The sequence below is a fragment of the Rhizobium sp. BK212 genome, assembly GCF_014197475.1.
Taxonomy (GTDB): domain Bacteria; phylum Pseudomonadota; class Alphaproteobacteria; order Rhizobiales; family Rhizobiaceae; genus Rhizobium; species Rhizobium anhuiense.
In genome coordinates, this window is sequence record NZ_JACIFS010000012.1 from 81,206 (window position 1) to 99,818 (window position 18,613).

Sequence of the window (18,613 nt, forward strand, 5' to 3'; positions counted from 1 at the left end):
CACCATATCTGCACCAGCATTGGGCCGTTCAGAAGTCATTGGCGGCAAAGGTTACTTATTGCTCCAACCTTTTGCTGCAGGTCCGTACGGGCTTTGGCAGTCAGTTCAGTGCCCAATTGTTTGTACGTCGTGATGTCGGCCATCTTCTCGGTCAAACAGGTGCAATAGGTTTGGATTTGCTGCTGGGTAATAGCTTGGTTGAGCGAGGCCTGCTTCTGAACGCACGCAAACTGGGTGTCAGCTATGAATGATTTTCGCGCTTCGCCACCGATTGCTTCATCGCGAGAGAACACAAACTCTCCGTAGGTAAAAAGGCCGGCGAAAATTGTGACAAAGAGCGCCGCGAACGTGATTGCCCCCCGAATGGCACTTGCGTTCGACTTAGCTTGCCCCCTTTTGAAAACGTTTCGTATGGCCGCAATCACAACAAATAATAGTGGTGCGGCGAGAACCTGCCCACCTAAAGCGCTAATCGTTTCCGCACTCCGAGTGTGGGCGTAGTTTGCCAGTTCAAAGCCTCGACCGTTCGCGACCTGAAATAACAAGGTGACAGCGCTAACGCTAACGCCAATATTGGCGCTTCTCCAAAGGCTCCACTTTTGGGCCGCACGATGCCCGATCGCCTCTTCCATAGTCATGCCCTTCTCCTCCAAGCCGCGGCGGTGACTATCATAGGTTGAATGCGTTATATCTTGCAAGTAGGGTATTGCTTTCGAACTAGCGACAGGAAGCCCTTTCATGGCGAAACGGGCTAGTGGAGCAATCGAGATTGAGCGAAGACTTGATGGCAGGCCGAAAGGCAAAATACCCCAGGGCAGCCGTCAGAAAGTCGCTGGCGGGAGGCACCGATGCTCCTCCCTGAAATCACCCAACCACATCACCACTAGCCAGCTCCAGCCGCCGCTCTATCCCGATACTCTCGAGAAACGTCTCGTCATGGCTGACGACGAGCAGTGCCCCGTCATAGGCGCGCAGCCCGGCCTCAACCGCAGCAATCGAGTCGATATCGAGATGATTGGTCGGCTCGTCGAGGATCAGCAGTGGCGGCGGTGCTGAGCCCAGGACGCAGGCAAGGCCGGCGCGCAGCAATTGCCCGCCGCTCAGCGTCGAGACGGTCTGCAGCGCCGCATCCGCCCTGAACATGAAGCGGGCAAGGGCCGCCCGGCAAGTGTTTTCATCGGAAAGCGGATTGATCCGGCGGAAATTGTCGCGGATCGAGGCCGAGGGGTCGAGCAGGCTGACCTTCTGATCGAGTATCGTGAAAGCGGTCATGACGGCGACGGTGCCGGCCCAGGGTTCCAGTTCGCCGGTGATGAGCGCCAGCAAGGTGGTCTTGCCCGAGCCGTTGGGGCCGGTGACGGCGATCCGTTCCGGCCCCGTCACGTCGAAGGAGAGATCGCGGATGACGGGATCACCCGGCTGGTAGCCCGATGTCACGTCATCCATCCTGAGCACGATCTTGTTGGCGGGCAGCCCGGTCGGCGGCAAGGTGACCGACAAGGGTTGCAGGATCTCGATCTTTTCGCGCGCCGCCTTTGCCTCTTCCAGCGCCTGGGCGCGCCGCCGTTCGGCAAGCCGCGCATTGTCGCCGCCCGTCGTTTCGCTCCGCTCCTTCATGCCACCGAGTATGATGCGCGGTATGCCGCCCTTGGCGGCCATCTTCCGCCCGGTACTGTCCCTGTGCGCCTGACGCTCCACCGTCGCCTGCGCCTTCCGCGCCACCTCGGCCACGCGTTTATCGGCCTCAGTGAGATCATGTTGTGCCGCCGCAAGCTCGAGCGCCTTGCGCTCGCGATAATGGCTCCAGTTGCCGCCATAGCGCGTGGCGCTGAGCGAGGTCAGTTCGACGATCGCATCGACGCTTTCAAGCAATTCCCGGTCATGGCTGACGATGATGGCGCCGGCCCGCCAGCCTGAAATCAGGCCGATCACCGCCTCGCGGCCATCGCGATCGAGATTGTTTGTGGGTTCGTCGAGCAGCAGGAAATCCGGTTCGGTGAAAACAAGCGCCGCAAGCCCGGCACGTGTGCGCTGCCCGCCCGAGAGTGCCGCAAGCGGGGTCTGCGCGGCCACGTCGAGGCCGGTGCGATTGAGCGCTGCGGCCATGCGTGCCTCCAGCGTCCAGTCGGCCGATGCCAGCTCGTCGGCCGTCGCCTCGCCGGCTTCGGCACGATGCAGAATAGCCAGCGCATCGGTGACGCCGAAGAGATCGCCGACCGTCTCGTCAGACGCCACCTGAACGCTCTGCCGCAGCACGCCGAGGCTGCCGCTGACGGAAACCGTCCCCGAATGCGGTTGGATATCGCCGCAGACGAGCTTCAGCAGCGTCGTCTTGCCGACGCCGTTGCGCCCGACAAGACCGGTGCGCTCCGACCCGAAGCTGAGGTCGAGATTGGAAAAAAGCGGCCGCCCGTCAGGCGCGGACCATGAAATCTGGAAGAGGGTGATGGATGCAGGCATGGATGTGGATTTCCTCGTTGGCAAGGCGAACTGGCGTTGCGATCGAGTTGAAATCCATTGCGGCACACATCCTGTTGAAATGATCGATGGCGGGGAATTTAGGGAAGAAAGGCGGAAGGTTCAAGGCAAAGAGCCAACTGACCGCCCGCTTTCCTTGGCCGGCTTCGTCGGGTGATTACCCCTCACCCCGTAAACGGGGCGAGGGGACGTGCCCTGCGAAAGGTTGGTGGGGACGGAGAGGTTGCGGCCATCCCCCTTCTCCCCGCGAGCGGGGAGAAGGTGCCGGCAGGCGGATGAGGGGCTTACGGCGCGCCGCAAACCTACCGCTTCAAGCTCCCCAATATTCCGCGCACCAGCGCCCGGCCGACCTGCGTCGCCACCGTGCGCGCCACACTCTTCATCGCCGCTTCCACCACCGTTTCGCGCTGGTAGCCGGAAGCCCGGCCGCGCGATTGGCCGCGGCCCTGGTTATCGTCGTCATTGCCGCCGCCGAAACCCGGCAGGCTCCAGCCGGAGGTCGTGCTGCCCTGCTGAGGCGCCTCTTCCTGCGCCCGCTTGGCAGCATCGGCATCCGCCGCCTTCTTTGCCCGCGCCGCCAGCAGCTCGAAGGCGGATTCGCGGTCGATATCCTCGTCATAGACGCCGAGAACCGGGCTTCTGTCCATGATCTGCTGGCGCTCGGCATCCGTCACCGGGCCGACGCGGCCCGACGGCGGGCGGATCAGCGTGCGCTCGACGATCGACGGCGCGCCCTTGGCTTCCAGCGTCGAGACCAGCGCCTCGCCGGTGCCGAGATTGGTGATGACGGTGGCGCAATCGAAGGCCGGATTCGCACGGAAGGTATCGGCCGCCGTCCTCACCGCCTTCTGTTCGCGCGGCGAATAGGCGCGCAATGCATGCTGCGCCCGGTTGCCGAGCTGGGCGAGCACCGTTTCCGGCACGTCGAGCGGATTCTGCGTCACGAAATAGACGCCGACACCCTTGGAGCGGATCAGTCGCACGACCTGTTCGACGCGTTCGGTCAGTACCTTCGGTGCGTCATTGAAGAGCAGATGCGCCTCGTCGAAGAAGAAGACGAGCTTCGGCTTTTCCGGATCGCCCACCTCGGGCAACTCCTCGAAGAGCTCCGAGAGCAGCCAGAGCAGGAAGGTGGCGTAGAGCCGCGGGTTCATCATCAGCTTGTCGGCGGCGAGCACCGAGATCTGGCCGTAGCCATTATTGCTGGTGCGCATGATGTCGGAGATCTTCAGCGCCGGTTCGCCGAAGAAGTGCTCCGCACCCTGCTGTTCGAGAACGAGCAGCGCCCGCTGGATCGAGCCGACCGAGGCCTTGGAGATCAGGCCGTACTGGTTGGAAAGTTCGCTGGCGTTTTCGCCCATATAGTTGAGCAGCGAGCTGAAATCCTTGAGGTCGAGCAGCGGCAGCCCGCCCTGGTCGGCGATCTTGAAGGCGATGTTGATGACGCCTTCCTGCGGTTCGGAGGCATCCATCAGGCGGGCGAGCAGCAGCGGTCCCATCTCGGCGATGGTGGTGCGCACCCGGTGGCCCTTCTCGCCGAACAGATCCCAGAAGATCACCGGAAACTGATCGAATTCATAATCGGTGAAACCGATCTGCTCGGCGCGCTTCGTCAGGAAATCCTTGGGCTCGCCCTTGGCGGCGATGCCGGAAAGATCGCCCTTGATATCGGCCGCAAAGACCGGAACGCCGGCCCGCGAAAAGCCTTCGGCGAGCACCTGCAGCGTCACCGTCTTGCCGGTGCCGGTGGCGCCGGTGACGAGGCCGTGGCGGTTGCCGAACTTCAGGTCGAGATATTCCGGCTTGTTGATGCTGTCATCGGGATTGCGGCTCGCGCCGATGAAAATCTTGCCTTCCTCGATCATTCGGAATGCTCCCTTCGGGCTTTGCCGCCATTTATGTCAGAAGGCTCGGTGTTCTCTCCCGCCGCCTTCATCGAACCATCGTTTCCCTGTTATAAGCAGGGAGATGGATGCGGACAACTGTTTGCATTAAAAGCAAAACCGGACAAAGTGCCCCCCGCGGAGAGGCCGGCTTGAGTTGCTGTGGAATTTCCATTAACGTTGACGTTAACGTCAAAATAACAGGAGGCTGACGATGAATGAAATTGTGACCCAGATCGCCGATCGCGTGGGTATTGCGCCCGACTTGGCCGAAAAGGCGCTCGGCATGATGCTCGGCTTCCTGCAGCGCGAGGCTGCCGATGGTCCGGTCGCCAAGATGATCGAAGCGATCCCCGGCGGCGCCGATCTCGTCGCCCAGTTCAACGGCGCGGGTGCCGGCGGCGGCGGCCTGCTCGGCGGGCTGATGAGCTCTCTCGGCGGCGGCGGCATCATGGGCCTTGGCCAGCAGCTGATGGGCGAAGGCCTCGGCATGGGCGAGATCACCTCGCTTGCCAAGGAAACCATCGCCATCGCCAAGCAATATGCCGGCGAAGAGGTGGTCGACGAGGTCGTCGCTTCCGTCCCCGGCCTCAGCCAGTTCGTCTAAGACGATTGATCGGCAGGAGCCTCGCGTTGTCGCGGGGCTCATATTCTTGCGCCGGAAGCACTGGCTGAAGCAAGCGCTGTCCACTGGCTGCCCAATGAATGGAAGGAGAGCAGATGACCGTCTGGCGCCCGTCGCAACAGATCAAGGTGAAGGTGATCGGCCTCGCCTGGCGGAAAGACCAACTGCTCGCCGCCGAAGTGGAGGATGACCGTGGCCGTATCAAGGGCGTTCGCCCGCTCGGCGGCGCCATCGAATTCGGCGAGAGCCGCGAAGAGGCCCTGCACCGCGAATTCCAGGAGGAGCTCGAAACGGCGATCCGCGTCGTCGGCCCCTGGCATCTGCTTGAAAACATCTACGAGCATCATGGCGCGACCGGCCACGAATATATCTTCGCCGCCGATATCGAACTGGCCGATGAAAGCCTCTATGAGCGCGACGAAATCCGCTATTCCGAACTCGATGAGACGGCGGCGACGGCGCGCTGGTTCGGCCGCGACAGGCTGCGCGAGGCCGGCATCGATCTTTATCCGACAGGTCTCGAAAGACTGCTGTCGCGCTGGCGAGACTGAGCCTGATATCGCCAGTTTAGAGGACTGATATCCCGATCGCCAAACTTTGATCGCCAGTGCCCGCTTCCGGGGGAACAATGAGGTCGTCCTGCTGTTTCTGTCGCATCGATGAAACCAGAAGGAATAGCATCATGCGCAGGTTTATTGCAGCAGCCTCGATCGCTCTCCTCAGCCTCTCCGCCCCGGTTCTTGCCCAGTCGAATATGGGCATGGATGCCAGCGGCCGGATCGACGGCACGCCGCCGCTCGGCACCGCGCCCGGAGCCGAAACGCAAAGCGGGCTGATAATCCCACTCGACTCAATCGAAACCGGCAGCATCGACAACGAGCCAGTCAGCGGCCCCGTCGACTGGGCGCGCTGCCCGCCACGCAAGGCGCGCGGAGCGCTGGCCACCGAAGGCGGCAACAGCGGCGCCTCGGTCAGCGCCGCATGCCGTGACGAGGGAAATCAGTAACATCAGGGGAGGGCGCTATTTGCCGTCCTTCTTGTCGTGATGCAGAATGACGCCGAGTTCATGCCACTCCCGCCTGTCGCGCTGGATCAATTCGTCGGCTGAGGCCGGTCCCATGCTGCCCGGCGCGTAAGCGTCGGGCACGCTCTGATCCCTAGCCCAGATATCGAGGAAGGGCTGCACCGCCGCCCATCCTGCCTCGATGCCGTCGGCACGCTGGAACAGCGTCTGGTCGCCGATGAAGAGATCGTAGAGCAGTGATTCATAGCCGGTCGTCTTGGCGATATCGAATTTGTCCGCATAGCGGAAATCAAGGGAGACCGGCACGGTATCGACGGAAAGCCCCGGCGACTTGATCGAGATTTCCATGCTCATGCCTTCGTCCGGCTGCACCTGGATCACCAGCCGGTTCGGCGGCAGGCGGCGCTTGACGTCGGTCTCGCGAAACTGCGCGAAGGGAACCGGCTGAAAGGTGATGACGATCTCGGTGTCGCGCGCCGTCAGCGCCTTGCCGGTTCTCAGATAGAAGGGCACGCCGGCCCAGCGCCAGGTATCGGCATAGAGCTTCAGTGCCACGAAGGTCTCGGTCCTGCTGTCGGACGAAACGTCCTTGGTGTCGCGATAGGCCGGAAGTTCAGCACCATTGAGCGGACCTGCGGCATAGGCGCCGCGCACGCCATGCGTCTTGGCCTCCTCCGGCGTGTAGATGCGCAGCGCCTTCAGCACCTTGCTCTTCTCGTTGCGGATCGCTTCGGCATCGAAGCTGTTCGGCGGCTCCATGGCGATCATCGCCAGCAGCTGGAAGAGATGGTTCGGCACCATGTCGCGCAGCGCGCCGGTTGCGTCGTAGAATTTGCCGCGGCTGCCGACATCGACGATCTCGGCGGCGGTGATCTGCACATGATCGATATAGCGGCTGTTCCACAAAGACTCGATCATCATATTGGCGAAGCGCGCCGTCATCAGGTTCTGCACCGTCTCCTTGCCGAGGAAGTGGTCGAGCCGGTAGACTTGGCTTTCTTCAATCTGGGCGAGGATCTGTGCATTCAGCGCCTGCGCCGAGGCGAGATCGGTCCCGAACGGCTTCTCGATGGCGACGCGGCGGAAAATGCCGTCGCTTTCATCGGTCAGCCCGTGAGCGGCGAGCTTCTCGACGATCGTGCCGAAAAAGGATGGCGGCACCGCGAGATAGAAGGCGGCATTGGCATTCGGCCCCAGCCGCTTGCCGATCTCGACGAAAATATCGTCCTTGGTGAAATCCCCGGACGTATAGGAAATGCGCCGGCGCAGGCTTTCCCATGCTTCGTCCTTGACCCTCGGCTCTTCGCCGCTGAGATGGTTGAGGAACTGGTCGAGCCGCCCGCGCAGGAATTCGTCGTCACCCGGCTCGATGCCGATGCCGAGAATGTGGAGATCGTCGCCGACGAGGCGGCTGCGCGTCAGATTGATGATCGCCGGCACCAGCAGGCGGCGCGTCAGGTCGCCCGTCGCGCCGAAGATGACCAGGGTGACCGGCGGGGTGGGGGCAGCGTCCATGTGTCATCTCCTTGCAATTTGCGGCCGACTATAATGCGTGCCGGTTTCGCCGCAACATAGGCGGCGAGGGGTAACAGGCATTTGACATCCTCTGGCGTGCGTCCGAGGTCGGTTACGCTTTGACCGCCACCATGAAAATCCTCGGAAACCTGAGCAGCACCCGCCCATCCGAAAGCTTGGGATAGGCCTGTTCCACCCGCTTGAGGTAATCGGCCAGGAAGGCCTCGCGATGCTGCTCGCCGGCATGGGCGAGATAGGGCATCAACCCGGTCCCCTTCACCCATTCGACGATCGCGGCCGCATCGGCCATCGGGTGATTGTAGATGGTGTGCCAGATATCGACGCGCGAGGCTTTGGCGATCAGCCGGTCGTAATAGGCGGAGGGCGGCGGCAGCGCCTTGCGGCGCACGCTCTTCGCCTCGAAGGCGGCCTTCCATGGGCCGGCATGCGCCGTTTCCTCCATCGCCAGATGCGAGGGTTCGCCGAGATTGTCGGGCATCTGCACGGCGAGCACGCCGCCTGCGGAAAGCCCGTCCATCAGCCGGTCGAAAATGTCGAGATGATCGGGTAGCCATTGGAAGACGGCATTGGCAAACAGCAGGTCGGCCGGTTCCGTGGGTTGCCAGCTGCCGAGATCGGCCTCGACGAAATCAGTGCCTGGAAGCCGCTTGCGGGCCGCCTCCAGCATGTTCATGTCGCTGTCGAGGCCGGAGACGCCGGACGCTCCGTAACGCTCGATGATCAGTTCGGTGGAATTGCCGGGTCCGCAGCCGAGATCGACGGCGTGGCGAAGGCTTTGCAGCGGCACCTGCGCCAGAAGGTCACGCGCCGGTCGCGTGCGCTCGTCCTCGAATTTCACATATTGATGGGCGGACCATGCCATGGCGTTCACTCCTGCTGTATCTGTGTAAGGCGCCTGCCGACCTTCATTCAGCCGACACAAGTATCTTGTCCACGCGCCTTCCGTCGAGATCGACGACTTCGAAGCGCCATCCATCTCTCGTGAAGCTCTCGCCCAGTTCCGGCAGATGTTTCAGCTCTTCCAGCACCAGACCGGCCACAGTCTGATATTCCAGATCGTCATCGAGCTTGAGGTTTAGGAATTCAGCGAACTCGTCAATCGGCGTCCAGCCCGACACGAGATAGGAACCGTCGTCTCGACGAGCGATGGCCTGTTCATCGACAGGTCCCTCCTGGAGAGCCCCCATGATCGCTTCCAGAATGTCGCCTGACGAAACAACTCCCTCGAAATGGCCGTATTCGTCGAAAACCAGCACCATGTGAACGGGCGATTTCCGGATTGCCTCAATAACGTTGATGGCCGTTGAAAGGTCTGAAACCACCGGGACATCGTGTGTCAGAGCCTTGATATCGGCGCTGCCGTGTTCGGACATCGAGTCGTAGAAGTCCTTGACCGGAAGAATGCCAATCACCTCGTCCGAACTGCCTTTTCGAACGGGCAACCGCGACCGTTTCGTCCTGTGCAGCTGGGTCCGAATTTCCTCGAGGCTGTCGTCAATATCAATGATTTCGACGTCTCGCCGGGGCGTCATAAGCGCTCGGGCGGTGCGGTCCGCCAGCCGCATGACGCCTGATATCATCGCAGACTCTTCGCTTTCAATCACGCCAGCCGACTGCGCCTCGGCCAGTACGGTTTTGATCTCTGCGTCGGAGACATTGTCGCCGCCTTTTCCCGACTGGCCCAGGAGCTTCAGCACCAGGTTTCCGGAGGCGTTCAGAAGCCACACGAGGGGCAACGCAATTTTTGAAAGCACCGCCATGGCGGGTGCGACCTTGGCCGCAACCGCCTCGGGTTCTCGCAATGCGATCTGCTTTGGAACAAGTTCGCCGATGATCAAGGAAAGATATGTGATTGCCACGACGACCGAACCGACGCCGATGGCATCAGCGGCCGTCGAGGACAACCCTTGTGCTTCCAGCCATCCGCTCAGCCGGCCCCCGAGCGTGGCCCCTGAGAAAGCGCCCGAGAGAACACCGACCAGCGTGATGCCGATCTGCACCGTGGAGAGAAAACGTCCGGGGTTTTCAGCGAGTTTGATCGCTTGAGCGGCACCCTTGCTCCCATTGTCGGAGAGAACCTTTAGGCGGGCCGTTCGCGAAGACACAACGGCCAGCTCCGACATGGCGAGCACACCATTCAGGATGGTGAGAAATGCCACAATTCCAATTTCCAGAAACACAGGGACCCTATTCGTTGAGGTTGTCATACCGCATTCATCAGGCGAAGCGGCGAGGTATTCGAAGGGACGCTACTATAGACGCATCACCTGTCGTCTTTCCATCATCGTGTTACATCGGTGTAGGTTCCATCCGTTTTCAGAATTCGGTGAGTGGCAACCCCGACCCATGGGGAAAGGGCCGAATCCAGTCGAAAGACATCAGCGACCATAAGCGGTCGTCGTCATGAGGGACCGCTCCTTGTGAAGTGGAAGTCATAGGTCGTCGGGAAAAGCGGGCCGGCATGCGGCCGCCCGTCATGCTCGATGACGTGGAAAGCGGCTGCTCGCTGCGGGAGCCTGAGGTGCCCAGGGCAAGGAGGAGGTCATCGCGCCATCTACAGTGGTCGCCAGCGTCCTCGGCCGGGAGATCCCGGTTGGAACGGGCGGAGCTTGTACTGGATGGGTCGCTGTCAGGCATGGCGCAATTTTGGCGGTGAAACGCTTCCGGCGCAAGAGGCGCCGGGTGAAAATCCTTATAGCGTCTTGATGTGACAGTTTTGAAAATAGCGGCAGCGCCGCGTTATGTTTGAAGATTGTAGCGGAATTTTTCGCAATTCTGCGTGACGCCGAAAATCGCTCGAAATTTACGGCATCACGCTCTTGTCCCATCAGGCCGCGAGGATGGTGATCCCGTAAGCATTGGCGGCGGCCGTCATGCGGGCGATGGTCTCAGTCGAAGGGCTGGCCTTCGGGGGTTCGGTCGCGCCTTCCGCTTCGATGAACTCGGCCATCTCGCGATCGACGATCGCGGAAAACACCACCGGGACGGTTCCGCGGTTGGCATAGCCATGCACCATGAAGGGCGGGATGGTGACGATGTCGCCGGCACTGGCCTCGATCTCTTCCGGGCCGCTGTCGCTCATACGCCAGATCGTCAGACGTCCCTCGCGGATGCGGAACACTTCAGGGCTCGCATGCGCATGTTTCGGCGTCCGGCTGCCTGATGGCACGGTGACGTCGAAGATATTCAGCCAGGTTCCGCTGATTCTTAGCCGCCGCTCGACCCGGTCGCCGAGAACGAAAAACCGCTTCGCCTCGTCACTGCCATGCATTTTCACAAATGAGTTGGACATCATGTCTCTTTCTTTTTCTTACAGGGCTTTTTCTTGCGGGCGCAGCCGTTAAACCTCTACGCCGCTTTTGACAACCGCACTGTTGTCGGGGGCAACATTGCCAAGCGCCTTCAACGCGGCGCTTCGGTCGCCGAAGCGATGAACGTACGGCTCCGTTGCCGAGAGTTCAGTGCAGCTCGTGCGCCTGGAGCAATTCCAGGAAAAGTGCGAACCGGTTTTCCGTCCGGAATTGCGCAAAAACAAAAGGATAGAGCGGTTCTGCGCTTCCGTTAAAAGCTGAACCGCTCTAGCCATCACGAGTAGTCGGCGCTGATATCGGTACGGCGGGTCGTTTCCGCAAGGCCCGAAAATGCCGCACCAGCTGTGCGGAAATGACTGAAGCCGGAGGGTTTCGAGTCTGCCTGTCTGTAATACCGCCGACACAGAAGGGGCGCATAGAACGCGGCGGCCGTTCTTGACCGTTCTTCCATTTTCACATTGATCATTCCAATTGATGGAGCGCATCCATGTCTTCTCTTCCCGTCGTCGGCGCCGCCATGACGCTCGATGAAGTCGAGCTTCACCGCGACTGGCTTTTCGAAAAATCCCGCGATCTCGAATTGCAGAGCTTCATCGATGCCGAGGTTCTCAACGGCGACTGGGCGCCGCTTGCCGCCCGCACCAGGCGGCTTCTCGACGGCCACAGCGGCCGCCTCGGCATTCACGGCCCGTTCTGGGGCTTCACCATCGCCTCGGAAGATCCCGATATCCGCGCCATCGTCACAAGGCGCCTGCTGCAGGGTCTCGATGTCTGCGCTGCCATCGGCGCCACCCATATGGTCATCCACAGCCCCTACACCTCCTGGTCTTACAACAATCTCGACGACAATGCCGGCGCCCGCGAAGCCTTGGTCGAGCGCACGCACATGACCCTGCGCGACGCCGTTCGGCGCGCCGAGGATATCGGCTGCACCATGGTCATCGAGAACATCGAGGATAAGGATCCGCATATTCGCGTGGCGCTGGCCGAAAGCTTCCATTCGCCCGCGGTCGCCGTCTCGATCGATACCGGGCACGCCCATTATGCCCATGGCTATACCGGTGCTCCGCCGGTCGATTACTACGTCAAGGCCGCCGGCAATCGCCTGCAGCATGTCCACCTGCAGGATGCCGACGGATACGCCGATCGCCACTGGAGCCTCGGCGAAGGCTCGATCCACTGGCACACCGTCTTTAGGGCACTTGCCAAGCTCGACAGCAATCCGCGCCTCATCATCGAGATCAAGGATAAGTCGAAGATCCCGGCTTCATCAGCTTTTCTCGCCTCGATCGGCGTAGCTCAATAGGGTCTTGTTGCTCGTCCCGCCCTCCCTGAGTCCGGTGCTCGTCACGGGCAGGGAGGGTGGAATTCCCTCATGAAAACCGCGTAATCACGCTGATTCCGGTGGCCTCCGCCTTGTCGAGCGCCATCAGCGCCGGCACGGCCTCTTCGAGGCTGACCCGCCGTCCGATCAGCTTCTGCGGCGCGATCTTGCCGGCCGAAAGCATCGACAGCATGGCGTCGTAACGCCAGGCCTGCATGCCGTGGCTACCGTAGATTTCCAGCTCGTGGCCGATGACCTGCGCCATTGGAATCTGCGGTGTTGCCTGTTCACCGAGCATCAGCCCCACCTGCACATGCCGTCCGCGCCGGCGCAGGTTCTTGATCGAGTTGAAGCAGGTGACAGGATGGCCGAGCGCGTCGATCGAGACATGCGCGCCGCCCTTGGTGATTTCGCGCACCGCCTCCGCCACGTCGGCGACGCCTGCTGCATTGACCGTCGCCACTGCCCCGCAATCCCGCGCAAAGGCGAGCTTCTCCTCGGATATGTCGATGCCGATCGCATTCGCCCCGAGGGCGGTGGCGATCATGATCGCCGACAGGCCGACGCCGCCGCAGCCATGCACGGCGATCCATTCGCCGGGCCCGGTGCGGGCCTGGTCGGCGACGGCGCGAAACGAGGTGGCGAAGCGGCAGCCGAGGCTTGCGGCCGTCGCATCGTCGATCGTATCGGGCAGGTGCACCAGATTGGTGTCGGCATAATCGATCGCCACATATTCGGCGAAGGAGCCCCAATGGGTGAAGCCCGGCTGGAACTGGTTCGGGCAGACCTGCTGGTTGCCGGAATGGCATTCGCTGCAATGGCCGCAGCCGGAAACGAAAGGCACTGTCACCCGGTCGCCGACCTTGAAACGCATCACGCCGCGGCCGGTGGCGACGATGCGCCCGGCAAGCTCGTGTCCCGGCACATGCGGCAGGCGGATATCGGGATCGTGTCCCATCCAGCCGTGCCAGTCGCTGCGGCAGAGCCCGCTTGCGCCGACCGCAATAACAACGCCGTCCTCGGTCGGCGTCGGGTCGGGCAGGGTGCGGATTTCGGGCGCCTGTTCGAAGGCTTCGTAAAACATGGCTTTCATCGGCGTCTTCCCTTGCTGCGTATCCGCTGTTGCACCCCATCATCGCATGCTGCAGCCAGCCATTCCAACATTCCATTCCATCATTTTTGCTGATGCACCCATCGATGAAGCCGCTGTTGCTGCGCACGAATATTGCGGCATGATCGCATCCTTCGGCATTTTCTTGCTTCCGTGTTTCCGAGCGGGATTTGTCCTTGACCCGGCTTGCCGCGGAGGTTTTTGCTTTGCCGGCTTTATAGGGAGGGCAGCATGGCCGTCGATACATCACCCCGTTCAACCACCTGGACCCATGTCGATGGAGAATGGCTCCCCGGCAATCCGCCGCTGATCGGGCCGACCTCGCATGCCATGTGGCTGGGTTCCACGGTCTTCGACGGCGCCCGCTGGTTCGATGGTATCGCGCCGGATCTCGACCTGCACTGCCAGCGCATCAACCGCTCGGCGCTGGCCATGGGCCTGAAGCCGGTGAAGTCGGCCGAGGAGATCGCCGCACTCGCCTGGGAAGGCGTTGCGAAATTCGATGGCGCCACGGCGATTTACATCAAGCCGATGTATTGGGGCGAACATGGTTCGCCCGGCAGCGTCGTTTCCGTCGACGCGGAATCGACCCGCTTCGCGCTCTGCCTGTTCGAGGCGCCGATGGGCGGCCATGGCGGCACCAGCCTCACCGTCTCGCCCTATCGCCGCCCGTCGCCGGAAACGGCGATGACCGAGGCGAAGACCGGCTCGCTCTATCCGAACAGCGGCCGCATGATCGCCGAGGCGCGCAGCCGCGGTTTCGACAATGCGCTGGTGCGCGACCTGAACGGCAACGTCGTCGAAACCGCCTCATCGAACGTCTTCATGGTGCGCGACGGCGTGGTGATGACGCCGGCCGCCAACCGCACCTTCCTCGCCGGCATCACCCGCGCGCGGGTCATCGGCCTGCTGCGCCAGGCCGGTTTCGACGTCGTGGAAGCAGCGCTCTCCGTCGAGGATTTCCTCGCAGCCGACGAGATCTTCACCACCGGCAACTACTCCAAAGTCGTCGGCGTCACCCGCCTCGACGACCGCAATTTTCAGGAAGGCCCGTTCACCCGCAAGGCGCTGGAGCTTTATATGGACTGGGCCTACGGCCGCAGCGAAAGCGAGGAGTGAGCAGCGGTTCGGCGCAGCCGAAGCAATCGATCCAGTGAATCGATTGCAGCAGCGAACGCCCGGAGCGCAAGCGCAGGGCAGGGGGTGCCACCCACACCCGAGCCCGCTCGCAAAAAAAAGAGCAGGCCTACCCCCGGGCGGGCCCCTCACGTCATCCACTTCCGATGCTCGGCAAATCTCTCCACCAAGAGATCGATGAACAGCCGCACCTTCGTCGGCAGGTGGCTGCGGTTGGGGTAGACCGCGTTGATGTTGAACTCTATCGGCCGGTAATCCGGCATGATCTTCACCAGCCGCCCTTCGGCGATGTCGTCGAACACCACGAAGCTCGGCGCCAGGAAGATGCCCCGCCCGCTCAGCGTTAGGAAGCGCAGCATCTCGGCGCTGTTGGAGACGACGTTGCCGCCGATCTTGACGCTCTCCGGGTTGCCCGCGCCATCCTCGAAGCGCCATTCGTCGCCATAGGGATAATAGGCATATTGCAGGCAATTGTGCTCGGCGACTTCGGCCGGCTTCTTCGGCATCGGATGAGTCTCGAAATAGGCCGGCGAGCAGACGAGCATATGGCGCCAGGGCGTCAGCTTGCGGGCAACGAGCGAGGAATCCGGCGGCGGTACGGTGCGCATCACCAGGTCGTAGCCGTCCTCGATCATGTCGACCATCCGCTCGCCGACGCTGAAATCGAGTGAGATCGACGGATAGAGCTCCATATATTCGCTGACGACGGGCAGCAGGAAACGCACGATGGCGCTGCTGGTATAGACCCTCAGCGTGCCGCGCGGCGTCGAGCTCAGCGCGCCGGCCGTCCGGTCCGCCTCCTCAAGTTCGGCCAGGATCTGCGACGAGCGTTCGTAGTAATATTTGCCGGTTTCGGTCAGGCTGACCTTGCGTGTCGTGCGGTTGAGCAGTCGCACGCCGAGCCGATCCTCCAGCGATTGCACGTGATTGCCGACCATGGTGACCGACATGTTGAGCCGGCGCGCCGCGGCGGAAAAACCGCCGCATTCCACCACCCGGCCAAAGACTGTGAGGCTTGTCAGCCGATCCATATTGCCCTCGGATTATCCGCTGAGAGTTGATGATCCTTCCCGATTTAAGCAGATTATCAAAATAAATGTCAGGGTGCATTTTCCCTAGCATCGAACATGGCCTCTCACAGAGGAGGCCAACGGTGAAGGAGAATGACGATGGTCGAGTTACCCCAGAGGCAAGTTTTCGAAACTTCCAGGCAGGCCGAGCAGATCCTGGCCGAGGAAGCTGCCAGGACGCCCACTGCCGAGGCGCCGCCCATGCCGGCCGCCGAAGCACCGGTCGCGGCTGCTTCCGGAAAGACTGGCCGAGGGATCGTCAAGCGCGCCGTGCTTGCCGCCGCGCTGCTTGCCGGCGTCGCTTTCGCCGGCGATTTCGGCTACCGGTACTGGACGGTCGGCCGCTTCATCGAATCCACCGACGATGCCTATGTGAAGGCCGATTACACCACTGTCGCCCCTAAGGTCGCCGGCTATATCAGGGAAGTGCTGGTCAGCGACAATGACCAGGTCAAAGCCGGTCAGGTTCTCGCCCGCATCGACGACCGCGACTTCCAGGCTGCCCTGTCGCAGGCGAGAGCCGATGTGAAGGCGGCCGAAGCCGCCATCACCAATATCGATGCCCAGATCGCCTTGCAGCAGTCGGTGATCGAGCAGGCGAGGGCAACGATCGACGCCTCGCAGGCCTCGCTGGATTTTGCCGTGTCGGACGCCGCCCGCTCGGCCCGCCTCATCACCAACGGCGCCGGCACTCAGTCCCGTGCCGAGCAGACCCAGTCGGCCAGGGAACAGGCCGCTGCCGCCGTCGAGCGCGACCGGGCAGCCCTCGTTGCAGCTCAAAACAAGGTGCCGGTGCTGCAAACCCAGCGCGAACAGTCGGTTGCCCAGCGCGACCGCGCCGCCGCCGCCGCCCAGCAGGCGGAGCTCAACCTCTCCTATACGGACATCGTCGCCGCCGTCGACGGCACGGTTGGCGCCCGCTCGATCCGCGTCGGCCAATATGTCAATTCGGGCACGCAACTGATGGCGGTCGTGCCGCTGCATGCGGTCTATGTCGTCGCCAATTTCAAGGAAACGCAGCTGACCTATATCAGCCCCGGCCAGCCGGTCGAGATCAAGGTCGACAGCTTTCCCGACATCTCGATCAAGGGGCATGTCGACAGCGTTTCGCCGGCAAGCGGCCTGGAATTCTCGCTGCTGCCGCCGGATAATGCTACCGGCAACTTCACCAAGATCGTCCAGCGCATCCCGGTCAAGATCGTCATCGACGATGAGCCTCTGAGCGGCCTGTTGCGTTCGGGCATGTCGGTCGAGCCCGAAATCGATACCAAGGCTGCCCAGACCCAAGCTGCCGAAACCAAGCCTGCCCAAGCCAGGGCTGGCCAGGTCTCAAGGGCAGCCGAAGAAGGATTGTCCAGCCACGAAGGTTGATCCTTCTCTTCTCTGCCGAATGATCCCATCGTTCCTGAATGATCCCGATCATTCCCCGAACGATCACTCGAACCCCGTCATGAGAAAGTTTCCCGCGAGAGCTGGAAGGAGATAAGCCATGGCCACTCTTCAGATCGCCGCAAACGGCAATGCGCTTGCGCGCCCCGCCGCCGCAGCACCCGTGGCGCCTGCCGCCATGAGCCCGCTGCGCATGTGGGCAGCCGTTGTCGGCTCGACACTCGGCGCCTTCATGGCCGTCCTCAACATCCAGATCGTCAATGCCTCGCTCGCCGATATCCAGGGCGCGATCGGCGCCGGCACCGATGACGGCGGCTGGATCTCGACGTCCTATCTGATCGCCGAGATCGTCGTCATCCCCTTGAGCGCCTGGCTGGCGCGCGTCTTCTCGGTCCGCAACTATCTGCTCACCAACGCCATCCTCTTCCTCGTTTTCTCCGTCGCCTGCGCCTTCGCGGCCAATTTGCAGCAGATGATTATCCTGCGCGCCATACAGGGCTTTTCCGGCGGCGTGCTGATCCCGATGGCCTTCACCATCATCATCACGCTGCTGCCCAAGGCCAAGCAGCCGATCGGTCTTGCGCTCTTTGCCCTGTCGGCCACCTTCGCGCCGGCGATCGGCCCGACGATCGGCGGTTACCTCACCGAGAACTGGGGCTGGGAACATATCTTCTACGTCAACCTGGTGCCCGGCGCGCTGATGGTCGGCCTGCTCTGGGCCTCGCTCGACCGCGCGCCGATGAACCTGAAGCTGCTCGCCAAGGGTGACTGGCCTGGTATCGTCACCATGGCGATCGGCCTCGCAGCCCTGCAGACCGTGCTGGAAGAGGGCAACAAGGAAGACTGGTTCGGCTCCGATTTCATAGTCCGCCTGTCGGTTATCGCCGCGGTCTCGCTGACGCTGTTCCTGATCATCGAGCTGAAGACCGCCACTCCGCTGCTGAACCTCCGCCTGCTGGTCCGCCGCAATTTCGGTTTCGGCATCGTCGCCAATTTCCTGCTCGGCATTGCGCTTTACGGCTCGGTCTTCGTGCTGCCGATCTATCTGACCCGCATCCAGGGCTATAATTCCGAGCAGATCGGCATGGTTCTCGCCTGGACGGGCATCCCGCAGCTGCTGCTGATCCCGCTGGTGCCGCGCTTGATGAAACGTTTCGACGTGCGCCTGCTGATCGTCGTCGGCTTTGCTCTCTTCGCCGCCTCGAACTTCATGAACGTGCACATGACCGGCGATTATGCGAGCGACCAGCTCTTCTGGCCGAACATCGTCCGCGCCATCGGCCAGGCGCTGGTCTTCACGCCGCTTTCGGCAATCGCCACAGCAGGCATCGAGCAGGAGAATGCCGGTTCGGCTTCGGCACTCTTCAACATGATGCGCAATCTCGGCGGTGCCGTCGGCATCGCCTCGCTGCAGACCTTCCTGTCGAAGCGCGAACAGTTCCACTCGAACATTCTGACCAATTCGGTCTCGGTCTTCGAGGAGGCCACCCGCGATCGCATCGCGGGGCTGACCGGCTACTTCATGAGCCATGGGGTCAGCGATCAGGCGCTCGCCGGGCACAAGGCCGTCGTCGCCATCGCACTCAAGATACGCAAGCAGGCCAATATCATGGCCTTCAGCGACACCTTCTTCCTGCTCGGCGTCGCGCTCGTCGTCGCCCTGCTGGCAAGCCTGCTTCTCAGAAAACCCGGTCAACTCTCCGGCGGCGGCGCTCACTAGCGCTC

At 62.0% G+C, this 18,613-nt stretch carries 17 protein-coding genes; 8 read left to right on the top strand and 9 right to left on the bottom strand.

Going from position 1 to position 18,613, the window contains the following annotated elements; all coding sequences use genetic code 11:
* Window positions 1–35: 35 nt before the first annotated feature.
* Complete coding sequence (locus FHT79_RS28515; protein WP_183904587.1) at window positions 36–638, bottom strand: hypothetical protein; 603 nt, start codon at window positions 636–638, stop codon at window positions 36–38.
* Window positions 639–864: 226 nt separating this feature from the next.
* A complete protein-coding gene (locus FHT79_RS28520; protein ID WP_183904588.1) occupies window positions 865–2,460 on the bottom strand; it encodes an ABC-F family ATP-binding cassette domain-containing protein in 1,596 nt (531 codons plus the stop codon).
* Between FHT79_RS28520 and FHT79_RS28525 the strand changes: the two genes are divergently transcribed.
* The gene (locus tag FHT79_RS28525) at window positions 2,459–2,635 is read left to right on the top strand and encodes a hypothetical protein (protein WP_183904589.1); all 177 of its coding nucleotides are present in this window, start codon (window positions 2,459–2,461) and stop codon (window positions 2,633–2,635) included. The genes FHT79_RS28520 and FHT79_RS28525 overlap by 2 nt on opposite strands.
* Window positions 2,636–2,780: 145 nt before the next feature.
* On the opposite strand, the gene FHT79_RS28530 is transcribed toward FHT79_RS28525, so the two are convergent.
* Entirely contained in the window at window positions 2,781–4,343 is a 1,563-nt protein-coding gene (locus tag FHT79_RS28530) for a helicase HerA-like C-terminal domain-containing protein (RefSeq protein ID WP_097542730.1), read from the bottom strand.
* A 232-nt stretch (window positions 4,344–4,575) separates the two neighbouring features.
* Between FHT79_RS28530 and FHT79_RS28535 the strand changes: the two genes are divergently transcribed.
* The 3 genes from FHT79_RS28535 (at window position 4,576) to FHT79_RS28545 (ending at window position 5,992) form a co-directional block, all read left to right on the top strand.
* Window positions 4,576–4,968 carry a hypothetical protein gene (locus FHT79_RS28535; protein WP_003546502.1) on the top strand — a complete coding sequence of 131 codons (393 nt, stop codon included), beginning with the start codon at window positions 4,576–4,578 and terminating at the stop codon, window positions 4,966–4,968.
* A gap of 113 nt (window positions 4,969–5,081) precedes the next feature.
* On the top strand, window positions 5,082–5,537 hold the full coding sequence (locus FHT79_RS28540; protein WP_183904590.1) for an NUDIX domain-containing protein: 456 nt from the start codon (window positions 5,082–5,084) through the stop codon (window positions 5,535–5,537).
* Between the two features lie 131 nt (window positions 5,538–5,668).
* Window positions 5,669–5,992, top strand: coding sequence for a hypothetical protein (locus tag FHT79_RS28545; protein ID WP_025554717.1), 324 nt, complete (start codon window positions 5,669–5,671; stop codon window positions 5,990–5,992).
* Between the two features lie 15 nt (window positions 5,993–6,007).
* Here FHT79_RS28545 and zwf read toward each other — a convergent pair whose 3' ends face one another.
* From zwf to FHT79_RS28565, 4 genes are all read right to left on the bottom strand, one after another.
* On the bottom strand, window positions 6,008–7,525 hold the full coding sequence (gene zwf, locus FHT79_RS28550; RefSeq protein WP_127430410.1) for a glucose-6-phosphate dehydrogenase: 1,518 nt from the start codon (window positions 7,523–7,525) through the stop codon (window positions 6,008–6,010).
* Between the two features lie 112 nt (window positions 7,526–7,637).
* Window positions 7,638–8,408 carry a trans-aconitate 2-methyltransferase gene (gene tam / locus FHT79_RS28555; RefSeq protein ID WP_097595748.1) on the bottom strand — a complete coding sequence of 257 codons (771 nt, stop codon included), beginning with the start codon at window positions 8,406–8,408 and terminating at the stop codon, window positions 7,638–7,640.
* A gap of 43 nt (window positions 8,409–8,451) precedes the next feature.
* Entirely contained in the window at window positions 8,452–9,726 is a 1,275-nt protein-coding gene (locus FHT79_RS28560) for a hemolysin family protein (RefSeq protein ID WP_025554804.1), read from the bottom strand.
* A 647-nt stretch (window positions 9,727–10,373) separates the two neighbouring features.
* Window positions 10,374–10,841, bottom strand: a complete 468-nt coding sequence (locus FHT79_RS28565; RefSeq protein ID WP_025570661.1) for a cupin domain-containing protein — start codon at window positions 10,839–10,841, stop codon at window positions 10,374–10,376.
* Between the two features lie 503 nt (window positions 10,842–11,344).
* Here FHT79_RS28565 and FHT79_RS28570 point away from each other — a divergent pair.
* Entirely contained in the window at window positions 11,345–12,163 is an 819-nt protein-coding gene (locus FHT79_RS28570; RefSeq protein WP_025570660.1) for a sugar phosphate isomerase/epimerase family protein, read from the top strand.
* 67 nt (window positions 12,164–12,230) lie between these two features.
* Here the strand turns inward: FHT79_RS28570 and FHT79_RS28575 are convergent, their stop codons facing one another.
* Window positions 12,231–13,274 (bottom strand): zinc-dependent alcohol dehydrogenase family protein, encoded by a 1,044-nt coding sequence (locus FHT79_RS28575; RefSeq protein WP_025554528.1) that lies wholly within the window; start codon window positions 13,272–13,274, stop codon window positions 12,231–12,233.
* A gap of 249 nt (window positions 13,275–13,523) precedes the next feature.
* Between FHT79_RS28575 and FHT79_RS28580 the strand changes: the two genes are divergently transcribed.
* Window positions 13,524–14,411, top strand: a complete 888-nt coding sequence (locus tag FHT79_RS28580; RefSeq protein WP_047614241.1) for a branched-chain amino acid aminotransferase — start codon at window positions 13,524–13,526, stop codon at window positions 14,409–14,411.
* A gap of 146 nt (window positions 14,412–14,557) precedes the next feature.
* On the opposite strand, the gene FHT79_RS28585 is transcribed toward FHT79_RS28580, so the two are convergent.
* Window positions 14,558–15,460, bottom strand: coding sequence for a LysR family transcriptional regulator (locus FHT79_RS28585; protein WP_025570677.1), 903 nt, complete (start codon window positions 15,458–15,460; stop codon window positions 14,558–14,560).
* A gap of 138 nt (window positions 15,461–15,598) precedes the next feature.
* Here FHT79_RS28585 and FHT79_RS28590 point away from each other — a divergent pair, with 138 nt between their 5' ends.
* Both FHT79_RS28590 and FHT79_RS28595 read left to right on the top strand, forming a co-directional pair.
* Window positions 15,599–16,870, top strand: a complete 1,272-nt coding sequence (locus FHT79_RS28590) for an HlyD family secretion protein (RefSeq protein ID WP_025570678.1) — start codon at window positions 15,599–15,601, stop codon at window positions 16,868–16,870.
* 118 nt (window positions 16,871–16,988) lie between these two features.
* Complete coding sequence (locus FHT79_RS28595; protein ID WP_097595743.1) at window positions 16,989–18,608, top strand: MDR family MFS transporter; 1,620 nt, start codon at window positions 16,989–16,991, stop codon at window positions 18,606–18,608.
* The last annotated feature ends 5 nt before the right edge of the window (window positions 18,609–18,613 follow it).

Bases quoted from the DNA above. Each gene is read 5' to 3' on its own strand.
- FHT79_RS28515 (WP_183904587.1), bottom strand. From the start codon at position 638: ATGACTATGGAAGAGGCGATCGGGCATCGTGCGGCCCAAAAGTGGAGC.
- FHT79_RS28525 (WP_183904589.1), top strand. From the start codon at position 2,459: ATGGATGTGGATTTCCTCGTTGGCAAGGCGAACTGGCGTTGCGATCGA.
- FHT79_RS28520 (WP_183904588.1), bottom strand. From the start codon at position 2,460: ATGCCTGCATCCATCACCCTCTTCCAGATTTCATGGTCCGCGCCTGAC.
- FHT79_RS28530 (WP_097542730.1), bottom strand. From the start codon at position 4,343: ATGATCGAGGAAGGCAAGATTTTCATCGGCGCGAGCCGCAATCCCGAT.
- FHT79_RS28535 (WP_003546502.1), top strand. From the start codon at position 4,576: ATGAATGAAATTGTGACCCAGATCGCCGATCGCGTGGGTATTGCGCCC.
- FHT79_RS28540 (WP_183904590.1), top strand. From the start codon at position 5,082: ATGACCGTCTGGCGCCCGTCGCAACAGATCAAGGTGAAGGTGATCGGC.
- FHT79_RS28545 (WP_025554717.1), top strand. From the start codon at position 5,669: ATGCGCAGGTTTATTGCAGCAGCCTCGATCGCTCTCCTCAGCCTCTCC.
- zwf (WP_127430410.1), bottom strand. From the start codon at position 7,525: ATGGACGCTGCCCCCACCCCGCCGGTCACCCTGGTCATCTTCGGCGCG.
- tam (WP_097595748.1), bottom strand. From the start codon at position 8,408: ATGGCATGGTCCGCCCATCAATATGTGAAATTCGAGGACGAGCGCACG.
- FHT79_RS28565 (WP_025570661.1), bottom strand. From the start codon at position 10,841: ATGATGTCCAACTCATTTGTGAAAATGCATGGCAGTGACGAGGCGAAG.
- FHT79_RS28570 (WP_025570660.1), top strand. From the start codon at position 11,345: ATGTCTTCTCTTCCCGTCGTCGGCGCCGCCATGACGCTCGATGAAGTC.
- FHT79_RS28575 (WP_025554528.1), bottom strand. From the start codon at position 13,274: ATGAAAGCCATGTTTTACGAAGCCTTCGAACAGGCGCCCGAAATCCGC.
- FHT79_RS28580 (WP_047614241.1), top strand. From the start codon at position 13,524: ATGGCCGTCGATACATCACCCCGTTCAACCACCTGGACCCATGTCGAT.
- FHT79_RS28585 (WP_025570677.1), bottom strand. From the start codon at position 15,460: ATGGATCGGCTGACAAGCCTCACAGTCTTTGGCCGGGTGGTGGAATGC.
- FHT79_RS28590 (WP_025570678.1), top strand. From the start codon at position 15,599: ATGGTCGAGTTACCCCAGAGGCAAGTTTTCGAAACTTCCAGGCAGGCC.
- FHT79_RS28595 (WP_097595743.1), top strand. From the start codon at position 16,989: ATGGCCACTCTTCAGATCGCCGCAAACGGCAATGCGCTTGCGCGCCCC.